The sequence below is a fragment of the Kandleria vitulina DSM 20405 genome (assembly GCF_000702065.1).
In the GTDB taxonomy this organism is placed as follows: Bacteria; Bacillota_I; Bacilli_A; order Erysipelotrichales; family Coprobacillaceae; genus Kandleria; species Kandleria vitulina.
On sequence record NZ_JNKN01000016.1, the window covers coordinates 35,389 to 44,989 of the forward strand.

Here is a 9,601-nt window from a genome sequence, read left to right on the forward strand (position 1 = left end):
ATGCTATATTTTATAGTACGTAAGGGAGAATTATATGCGATTAGATAAATTTTTAAAGGTGTCCCGTATTATCAAAAGAAGGACGCTATCTAAAGAAATTGCGGAAGCAGAGCGTGTTAAGGTTAATGGGAAGATGGCTAAGCCATCTACGAAATTAAAGATCAATGATGAAATAGAAATTGCCTTTGGACGATCAATCTTGAAAGTACGTGTCAAGGAATTAAAGAATCATGTATTAAAAGATGAATCTGGCGATCTATATGAGATTATTGAAGAAATAAAGATCCCCTATGAATAACATTCTTTGTATTCATAATCTTTAGTGATATAATAAATAAGAGGTGATTGTTTATGTCTGCTAAGAAAAAAGTTGCTGTGTATAACCTGATATGGACAGTATTATTGTTTTTTATTGCTTTTATGTGCGTGTTTACAGTTTTTTCTAGAATAAAGACAATCTGGGATAAGCAGGCAAGTTATAATCATCTGCTAGTAACAGAGAAGAAATTGAAAAAAGAAAGGCAGTCGCTTGAAACTGAGGTCAAGAATCTTGATGACGATGACTATGTTGTCAAGTATGCGCGAGATCATTACATCTTTACTGAAGGTGATGAAAAAGCGGTCATTCTGCCAGAGAAGAATCATAAGAAATAAGCGTTGGCTTATTTCTTTTCGTAAGGGAGCTTATTATGTTTACAAATGTGTCGTATAGGTTTTCTAAATATAACAGAGTAAAAAATATTACCATCTATGTTCCTGATGATGCGAGTGAAGAAAAGCGTTATCCGGTTCTTTATATTAACGATGGTCAGAATGCTTTTTTTGATGATAATTCATACATGGGAGTATCATGGGGATTTTATGATTATGTAAAAGAACATGGGGATTGCTGTATCATGGTCGCCATTGACTGTGTTTTTGATGAAATAGGACGTATGGATGAATATGGTCCATGGAAAGTGAAGCGTTCTATTAGAAAAAAATTGCATATAGAAGAGAAGACAGGCGGTCAGGGAGATGACTATGTGAAATGGATCATTAATGAATTAAAGCCATTTATTGATGATAACTATCCTACTATTAAGCATGATTGTGCAATGGTAGGTTCTTCGATGGGAGGCGTCATTACTGCCTATGCCTGCTTTGCTTATCCGAAGGTTTTTAAGAAAGGGGCAGCTCTTTCAACAGCCTTCTTTATTTATCCTCATGAATTTAAGCGCTTACTAAAAAGAGCTGATCTTTCTTCATCTTCTTTCTATTTTGATTGTGGTGATGAAGAAGGACATGAAGATAGTCAAATGAGTCAGATTTATATTGAATCACAAGATGCAATTAGAGCACAGCTTAAGAATAAGGAAGGAAACTTCGAGTATCATTTCTTTACGCATACGACTCATAATGAAGAAGCTTGGCGCAAGCGTGTGCCGCTCTTTATGCATTTTTTATTTGAGGAGGATCATCATGTATAAGCTGGTCTTATCAGATTTAGATGAAACATTGATAGTCAATCACCGTGTTCCAGAATTTAATCAGAAGGCTGTACAGAAGGCTAGAGAAAAAGGTGTTAAGTTTGTAGTCTGTACAGGAAGAAGTCAGATGATGATTGATGATATTCTTCGTGATCTTTCTACTTATGATCAAAAAGAAGAATATTCTATCTGCTTTAACGGAGGATTGGTGATGGAGAATAAGAATAAAAGAATTCTTCATTTTCATCCACTGGATTATAAGAAAGCAGAGATTATTCATAGAGAAGGAATAAGAAGGGGTCTTTGTATTATCTTGTTTACTATTGATCATTGTTTTCTTATTCATCCTATTGAAAGTGAAATACAAAGAAAAATTGCTCAGAAGGCAGCTTATACCATCATCGAAGATGATGATTTTACACGTTTTAAGGACAAGAAGATTGCGAAGATTCTTCTTGTAAAAGATGATATGGATTATCTAAAGCAATTAAGAGATGAAGTTGCTCCCCTTGTAGAAGGAGTAGAACTCTCATTTTCTTCTAATCGCTATATGGAATGTACTAGCGAAGGGGTTAATAAGGGAGAAGGACTAAGATGGCTGGCTGATTATCTCCATATAGATATTAAAGATACCATTGCGATTGGTGACAATTACAATGATGTCACAATGCTTGAATGTGCTGGTATTGGTGCTTGTGTTTCTAGCAGCAATGATGATATTAAGGCTATTTCTGATTATATCTGTCAACATGATTACGGGGATGGCGCAGTCAAGGAAGTATTAGAAAAATTTATTTAAGGAGAATGTGTATGGCATACAAGTTGGTAGCGATGGATCTAGATGAAACATTACTTAATGATGATCATGTAGTTCCCGAAGAAAACTTAAAATGGATTCGTAAAGCCAGAAAAGATTATGGCGTGCGATTTGTGGCAGCGACAGGAAGAGGATTCTGTCAGATTGTACCGGAATTAAAACAGCTGGGCATTTATGATGCTAAAGATGAATATACACTTTCTTTTAATGGTGGTGCCATTACTGAAAATAAAGATAATAGAATGATTTCCTGGAGGGGGCTTTCTTTTGATAAGATGAAAGAAATTTTTACCTTCGGATTAACTAAGGATGTCTGTATTCACGTTTATACTGATACGACCCTTTATGTCTACAATTTAAGTGAAGATGAAAAGGAACGTTTAACTAAACAGAAGCTTGGAGAAGTCTATCCTAAAGAGAATAGTGTCGAATTTTTAAAAAATGAAAAAATTGCCAAAATTCTATTTCAGAATGTGAATGTAGATTATCTTAAATCATTAGAAAATGAAATTATGCCCATTACAAAAGGATATTGTGAAATAAGCTATTCTTCAAACCGCTATATGGAATTCAATGCCAAAGGTGTAGATAAAGGTAGCGGTCTTAGAGAACTTGCGGAAAAGTTAAATGTTTCTATTGAAGAGACGATAGCTGTGGGTGATAATTATAACGACTTAGCCATGCTGAAGGCGGCGGGATTGTCAGTAGCTGCACAAAATGCGGTGGATGAAGTCAAGGATATCTGTGATTATGTAACGATAGCCGATAACAATGAAGGAGTTATTGCGGAATTAATTCGTAAATATATTTATCATGAGAACATTTGAAAAAATTATTAATGAAGAATCTCAGCAGTCTTATTTTAAGACACTTAAAGCATTCGTTGATCGTGAGTATGAAGAAAAGACCATCTTTCCACCACGCAATGAAATATACAGTGCTTTTCGCTATGCTGATTATGAAGATATAAAGGTCGTGATTATTGGGCAGGATCCCTATCATGAACTGCATCAGGCAAACGGCTTGGCTTTTAGTGTAAGCAAGGAAGTGAAGATTCCACCTTCACTAAGAAATATCTATAAGGAAGCTATGCAGGATGTTGGCATTCCAGAACCCCATTCTGGTGATTTAACACCATGGGCTAAACAAGGAGTGCTTCTTATTAATACTGTATTGACAGTAGAAGAAGGAAAAGCTAATGCTCATAAGGGAAAAGGCTGGGAGATTTTTACTGACCATATTATTGAAAAGATGAATGAAAGAGAAAAACCTTTGGTTTTTATCTTATGGGGAAGACAGGCCCAAAATAAAGCAGGCATGATTGATTCACGTCATTGTGTAATCAAGAGTGCTCATCCCTCACCGCTAAGCGCTTCGCGTGGTTTCTTTGGTTCTAGGCCATTCTCACGTGCTAATGCATTTTTAGAATCAATACAGGTTGAACCGATTGACTGGAGGATAGAGTAATGTTTGATAATATTAAAGACGCTGTGGCATACATCGAGTCAAAAAGAAATAAAAGAACTGTTGATCAATTTAGAGATACTTTACGCTCTTTAGAAATTAATATGAAACAGCATAATATGATTCATGTTGCGGGAACAAACGGGAAGGGATCAACGGTCAATTATCTGCGTGCTATTCTCAATGCTAATGGGTATCGTGTAGGGACATTTACTTCTCCTTACCTAAAGAAACACAATGATCGCATCTGTATTGATAATGAGCCAATCAGTGATGAAGATTTACTCAAGTATATTAATAAATACTATGATGTAATTGAAAAAGAAGATATGTCGATGTTTGAAATTGATACGATGATATGTCTTGCTTATTTTCAAGATCAAGAATTAGATTATCGTATCATTGAATGCGGTATTGGGGGAGAACATGATAAGACCAATGTCATTGATCCAATTATCTCTGTTATTACCAATATCGGATTGGATCATATGGATACAATCGGTCCTTCTCTTTATGATATTATCAATGAGAAGATGGGAATTATTAAGCCTGGTCAGCTCTTTATCACATCTGAAATCTCAGGTACTGTTTTAGCGAGATTACAGGAACAATGTGATGCGATGGATGCCCGTATGATCGTTGTGCCAGAATATGAGATTTCTGGTTATCCATTCTATTTTGTTTATCGTGATATGGAGTTTACTTTAAAGAATCAGGCTGCCTATCAGGTAACAAACGCAAGATTGGCTTTAACGATAGTCAATCAGCTTATTCGTGTGGATCCTGAAGCGACTGTATCAGCGGTAGAGAACACCATCTGGTCAGGTCGTTTTGAAACAATAGAACGTGATGGACACACTTTCATTATTGATGGTGCACATAATATGCCAGCAATTGATGCCTTGATGAAAACATTGAAATTCTACAAGGATAAAAAGGCGTGTATTGTGTATGCAACACTTCGACAAGAGCAGGCAGCATTGATGGTTTCAAAGCTTGAAGAACTAGGCTTGCCTTTAATCATGACTTCATTTGAAGATGAACGTATCGTGGACTTAAGTCAATTAGAAACAGATGAAAATGTTTCATATATAGATGATTTTAAAGTGGCCCTTGAAAGTGCACAAGAAAAATACGAAATTGTATTTGTGACCGGATCACTGCATTTTATTTCTCAGGTAAGAGCTTTTCTAAAGGAGAACTAGAGTTAATCTAGTTCTTTTTTCATTAAGGTTACATTTGTAATAAATATTAATAATATGAAAAATGAACCTATCATATCATTTTATATTGTGATAAAATGAAATAGTAGGTAAGCGATTTCAAGTAAACAGGAGGAATGAAAAATGGGAAAAGAATTAGTTGCAATGATTCTTGCTGGAGGCCGTGGCTCTAGATTAAAAGCCTTAACAGCAAAAGTTGCAAAACCAGCCGTTCATTTTGGCGGAAAATATCGTATTATCGACTTTCCTTTGAGTAACTGTGCCAACTCAGGGATTGATGTAGTCGGTGTTTTGACACAGTATGAATCAGTTGAATTAGGTTCATATGTTGGTGTTGGAACGAAATGGGGATTAGATGGCAATAGCAGTGCTGCTGCAATTTTACCAGCTCGTGAGAGAGACGAAGTTGGTGCTACATGGTACGCTGGTACAGCTGATGCCATTGCACAGAACATTGAATTCTTGGATGCCTATGATCCAGAATATGTATTGATCTTATCTGGGGATCATATTTACAAGATGGATTATGATGAAATGTTAGCGGCACATAAGGAAAAAGGTGCTGACTTAACTGTTGCGGTACTTAATGTATCAATGAAGGAAGCAAGTCGTTTTGGTATTATGAATACTAATGATGACCTTTCAATCTATGAATTCGAAGAAAAGCCTGAGAAGCCTAAATCTACATTAGCTTCAATGGGGATCTATATCTTTACTTACAAACAGTTAAGAAAATATTTGAAGGCAGATGCGAAGAAGAAAGATTCACATCATGACTTTGGTATGGATATTATTCCAGCTATGCTTGCGGATAACAAAAAACTATTTGCATATGAATTCAAGGGTTACTGGAAGGACGTTGGAACTGTTGAATCATTATGGCAGGCAAACATGGACTTATTGCATGATACAGAATTAGATCTTTATAATATCAAGAAAGATTGGAAAATCTATTCTGAAGATACTTTAGCTAAACCACAGCTTATTGGTCTAGATGCTAAAATCAAGAATACTCTTGTTACTCAGGGATGTATGGTTGATGGTGAAGTAGAAGGATCAGTTCTTTTCAATAATGTAAGTGTTGGAGCCACTGCAAAAGTTGTTGATTCTGTCTTGATGCCAGGTGTTCTTGTCGAGGAAGGTGCTGAAGTGTATAAGGCAATCATCGATGAAAATGTGATCATTAAAGCTGGTCAAGTGATTAATAAAGAAGCAAAGGAAGTTGCTCTTGTCAGCAACAATGATAGGGGGTAAGCAAGATGGCAAAAGTAGTAGGACTTGTCAATTTACATTCAAACGTTGATTTAAAGGGATTGACTGAAAGAAGACCTGTAGCCTCTGTTAGCTTCCTAGGTCGTTATGGAATTATTGATTTCGTGCTTTCTAACTTCTCTAATTCACAGATTGATAATGTAGGGATCTTGATTAAAGAGAAACCTAGATCATTGTTTAAACATTTAAGCAATGGCAATGCATGGAACTTTAACTCTAAACGTGGTGGTGTGCAGCTTTTATACGATGAAAAGTTTGCAAATAATAATATGTACAACCACGATATTAATAATATTCTTGAAAATATCGCTTTCATCGAAAAAAATAAGCCTGATTATGTAGTAATCTCTCCTGCCCATATCATTACAACAATGGACTTTAGTGAAGCTATCAAGGCACATCGTCAATCTGGTGCTGAAATTTCTATTGTCTATAAGAAAATCAAGAATGCGAATGAAACATTCATTGGTTCTGATTTCTTAAAAGTTAAAGATGGTGTTGTACAGGCAATTGATAAGAATAAAGGAAATATTAAGAATCGCGCTATTTCTTTGGAAACTTATATCTTCAATACGAAAGCATTAATTAAATTGTTGAAGGAAGCACAAAAAGTATCGACATTCTTTGATTTAAGAGATATCTTATCTTATGTATTGGATGAAAAGAAAATCAATGCATATGAATTTAAAGGGTTCGCTGCAATCATTGATTCATTTGAAGCTTACTTTAAAGTATGTCAGAGTTTCTTGAATATTGATGTTTCTACAAAAGTATTTAAGAATAACTGGCCAATCTTTACAAATACAAATGATACACCACCAACAAAGTATTTAAAGAATGCAGATGTTCAGAATTCATTTGTAGCTAATGGTGCTGTTATTGATGGTACTGTTTCAGGATGTATCATTGGACGTGAAGTTTCAATTGGCAAAGGTGCTGTTGTTAAGAACAGTATTATCTTCTCTGGTGCTAAAGTTGAAGCTGATGCAGTGCTTGAAAATGTCATTGTAGATAAGGATGCACGTATTAAGAAGATTAAGGAATTAAAAGGATCTGCAGATGAACCACTGTATGTAAAAGAAGGAGACGTTGTTTAATGAGAATTGTATTCGCTGCTGGGGAAGCTCAGCCCTTCATTAAATCAGGAGGTCTTGCGGATGTCATTGGATCATTGCCAAAATCTTTAGCTCAAAAAGGTCATGAATGTTATGTTATTTTACCAAAGTACGCAGACTTGAAAATGTCTGATCGTTTAGAGTATGTGACAAACTTCTACTTATGGGTCGGATGGAGACGTTGCTATTGTGGTGTTTTCAAGGCTGTGGTAGATGGTGTTACTTATTTCTTTGTAGATAATGAACAGTATTTCAAGAGACCAGGACTTTATGGTTATGATGACGATAATGAAAGATTTGCATTCTATGACTTTGCTGTATTGGAATGTTTATCTCGTCTGGATATTATGCCAGATATTCTTTCATTGCATGATTGGCAGGCTGCCATGATTGCACCGCTTTATAAAGAAAAATATTGTTATTACAATTTCTATGGTGGCGTAAAGGTGACTTTCACAATTCACAATATTGCCTACCAGGGAAAATGTGATCCATCGCTATTGCAGGATCTGTTTGGTTTAGATAATTATCTTTACTACAATGGAAATGTCAGAAATGATGGCTGCATGAATATGATGAAAGCAGCTATTGTATATGCTGATGCAGTAACAACTGTTTCTCCTACATATGCCAACGAAATATTGACAGATGCTTATGGAGAAGGATTACAGAGCATTCTTTCTATGAGAAGACACGATCTTTATGGTATCTTGAATGGAATTGATTATGACTTAATTAATCCTGCAACAGATCCAGATATCGCATTCAACTTTGATGCGACTGATGTAAAAGAGAAGAAGAGAGAAAACAAGATGGCTCTTCAAAGAGAAGTAGGTCTACCAGAAAATCCTGATATACCGCTTATCGGTATTGTTACAAGATTAACATGGCAAAAAGGGCTTGACCTTATCATCAATCAGTTCGAAGAACTAATGAATAGAGATGTACAGGTTGTCGTACTTGGTGCAGGTGATGCGAAGTATGAAGAACCACTCAAAGGTTTTGCTGGCTACCATAATGAAAAGTTCTCTCTTAATCTAAAATATGATGCTGGATTGGCACAGCGTATCTATGCCTCTTCAGATATCTTCCTGATGCCTTCACTATTTGAACCATGTGGTTTATCACAGATGATGGCATTGCGTTATGGCTCAGTACCAATTGTACGTGAGACAGGAGGACTTAAAGATTCTGTTGAATCATTTAATGAATATGATCAGACAGGTACAGGCTTTAGCTTTACAAACTATAATGCCCACGAAATGATGCAGATCATTGATTATGCACTTCGTATCTATAATGAACACAGAGATATGTGGGATGGCATTGTACAAAGAGCTATGGCTTCTAAACTTGACTGGGATCAGTCATCAGATGAATATCTAAGAGTCTTTGAATCATTGTTATACTAATAAAGACAGGGCTTATGGCCCTGTCTTTTCATGAAAGGATTAATATGAAGTACTATTATGATGACCATATATTAACGTGGCCAGATCATTTTGTGATCTGTGATGAAGATGGCAATCAAGTATTTGAAGTATCATGTAAGCTCTCGATAGGACATGTGATGACCATTTCATCAAGTGAAGGAAAACGTGTCCTCTCAGACACCATTTCCTCCTGGTTGCCTGCTTTTAAGATTTCAGAAGAAGATAAAGAGATAGGTGTCATGAAAAGAGTCTTTAGTTTGCGTTTTGAAAAATATGACTTCTTGTTTCATGGATTATATGTTCGAGGAGACTTTCTTGATTCCAACTACGATATCATGAAAGCAGGGCAGTGCGTTGGTCACTACGAAGTTGTGAATAATCGTATTATCATCAATACTGATGATTTGGATGTCATTACTTTTGTATTAGGTATTGAAGCATTAAAAAGTTTAAGATAAAAAGGGGCTGACCCAGTAAAGTGATTTATGGATAATCACTGAGCTGGACCAGCTCTTTTTTCTTTTTTTGACTCCCTACAGCCAGATAAAATCTGTTTACGGGCATTTAGACATAAAAAAGCCCCCATTTTTGGGCGCAATATCCCTATATAGCTGTGAATAACGTTTTTCAGTATGTGAACAACTGTTCTAGCAGCACTTCATGCTTTCTTCGCTCGGCTTTCTTTTACGAATCATATTGTGATATTTCCTGATATTGAATCCGATTGCGATCATGAATATCTCAAAAGATACATTGGAATTGCCTCTTCGTCGTAATCTGTCATATCCGTAGTCCTGCTTGATGATTC

12 protein-coding genes are annotated in these 9,601 nt (G+C 35.8%); 11 read left to right on the forward strand and 1 reads right to left on the reverse strand.

Annotated elements, in window-relative coordinates; translation table 11 throughout:
- The first annotated feature begins 34 nt into the window (after positions 1-34).
- The 11 genes from T513_RS0105470 (at position 35) to T513_RS0105520 (ending at position 9,251) form a co-directional block, all read left to right on the forward strand.
- Entirely contained in the window at positions 35-298 is a 264-nt protein-coding gene (locus T513_RS0105470) for an RNA-binding S4 domain-containing protein (RefSeq protein ID WP_029071204.1), read from the forward strand.
- 53 nt (positions 299-351) lie between these two features.
- On the forward strand, positions 352-654 hold the full coding sequence (locus tag T513_RS0105475; protein ID WP_031589312.1) for an FtsB family cell division protein: 303 nt from the start codon (positions 352-354) through the stop codon (positions 652-654).
- Positions 655-689: 35 nt separating this feature from the next.
- On the forward strand, positions 690-1,469 hold the full coding sequence (locus T513_RS0105480) for an alpha/beta hydrolase (protein ID WP_051654404.1): 780 nt from the start codon (positions 690-692) through the stop codon (positions 1,467-1,469).
- Positions 1,462-2,268 (forward strand): Cof-type HAD-IIB family hydrolase, encoded by an 807-nt coding sequence (locus T513_RS0105485; RefSeq protein WP_031589315.1) that lies wholly within the window; start codon positions 1,462-1,464, stop codon positions 2,266-2,268. Before T513_RS0105480 ends, T513_RS0105485 begins: the two co-directional genes overlap by 8 nt.
- An 11-nt stretch (positions 2,269-2,279) precedes the next feature.
- Entirely contained in the window at positions 2,280-3,113 is an 834-nt protein-coding gene (locus T513_RS0105490) for a Cof-type HAD-IIB family hydrolase (RefSeq protein WP_029071208.1), read from the forward strand.
- Positions 3,100-3,753: a uracil-DNA glycosylase gene (locus T513_RS0105495; RefSeq protein WP_031589316.1), complete on the forward strand. Its 654-nt coding sequence runs from the start codon at positions 3,100-3,102 to the stop codon at positions 3,751-3,753. Before T513_RS0105490 ends, T513_RS0105495 begins: the two co-directional genes overlap by 14 nt.
- A complete protein-coding gene (locus tag T513_RS0105500) occupies positions 3,753-4,955 on the forward strand; it encodes a bifunctional folylpolyglutamate synthase/dihydrofolate synthase (protein ID WP_029071210.1) in 1,203 nt (400 codons plus the stop codon). The genes T513_RS0105495 and T513_RS0105500 overlap by 1 nt, the downstream gene beginning before the upstream one ends.
- Positions 4,956-5,096: 141 nt before the next feature.
- A complete protein-coding gene (locus tag T513_RS0105505) occupies positions 5,097-6,227 on the forward strand; it encodes a glucose-1-phosphate adenylyltransferase (RefSeq protein WP_029071211.1) in 1,131 nt (376 codons plus the stop codon).
- A gap of 5 nt (positions 6,228-6,232) precedes the next feature.
- The gene (gene glgD / locus T513_RS0105510) at positions 6,233-7,342 is read left to right on the forward strand and encodes a glucose-1-phosphate adenylyltransferase subunit GlgD (RefSeq protein WP_029071212.1); all 1,110 of its coding nucleotides are present in this window, start codon (positions 6,233-6,235) and stop codon (positions 7,340-7,342) included.
- Positions 7,342-8,772, forward strand: a complete 1,431-nt coding sequence (gene glgA / locus T513_RS0105515; RefSeq protein WP_031589318.1) for a glycogen synthase GlgA — start codon at positions 7,342-7,344, stop codon at positions 8,770-8,772. Before glgD ends, glgA begins: the two co-directional genes overlap by 1 nt.
- 44 nt (positions 8,773-8,816) lie before the next feature.
- Positions 8,817-9,251 (forward strand): LURP-one-related family protein, encoded by a 435-nt coding sequence (locus T513_RS0105520; RefSeq protein WP_029072793.1) that lies wholly within the window; start codon positions 8,817-8,819, stop codon positions 9,249-9,251.
- Positions 9,252-9,440: 189 nt separating this feature from the next.
- Here the strand turns inward: T513_RS0105520 and T513_RS12565 are convergent, their stop codons facing one another.
- A complete protein-coding gene (locus tag T513_RS12565; protein WP_338010440.1) occupies positions 9,441-9,599 on the reverse strand; it encodes a transposase in 159 nt (52 codons plus the stop codon).
- Positions 9,600-9,601: the final 2 nt, after the last annotated feature.